Origin of the sequence: Streptomyces niger, from assembly GCF_000718305.1 — a bacterium.
GTDB lineage: Bacteria > Actinomycetota > Actinomycetes > Streptomycetales > Streptomycetaceae > Streptomyces > Streptomyces niger.
In genome coordinates, this window is record NZ_JOFQ01000064.1 from 1 (window position 1) to 488 (window position 488).

General features: G+C 68.0%; 1 protein-coding gene. It reads right to left on the reverse strand.

Features of this window, described 5'->3' with window-relative positions; all coding sequences use genetic code 11:
* On the reverse strand, nt 1-334 hold a 334-nt coding region (locus IF20_RS36910; RefSeq protein WP_052869804.1), incomplete at its 3' end, for a DUF6507 family protein.
* Nucleotides 335-488 lie beyond the last annotated feature (154 nt).

Here is a 488-nt window from a genome sequence, read left to right on the forward strand (position 1 = left end):
CGGCCATCTCCAGGTCACCGTTGGTGTAGGCGGTGGTGGCCTCCACCGCGCCGTTGAGGGACTTGCCCGCCCGCATCGCGATGAACTTCAGGTCGTTGACGGTGTGCTCGGAGAACTGCGACAGCGCCAGCGCCACCAGCCCCCCGGCCGGCTTCTCCCCGCCCTGACCGCCGCCCTGACCGCCGCCCTCGGCGGTGATCGTGCCCGCGCTGGTCGCCGCGGACTGCAGATGCTCCCCGTATGCCTTGGTGTGCGTCTCGATCTTCCCGGCGAACTCGCCGGTCGTCTTCAGCACACCCTGGATGCCCTGCGGATCCAGATCCCAGCCGGCCATGCCCCTACCTCATGCTCCCCGTTACCGCCCGCGACCGGACCCGTGTCGGGACGGATCAGCCGATGTTGTCCACCGCGGACTTCGCCTTGGACAGCGTGTGCTGCGCCGTCCCGTCGTTCTTCTCCAGCGTCGTCTTCAACAGCTGGATGATGTT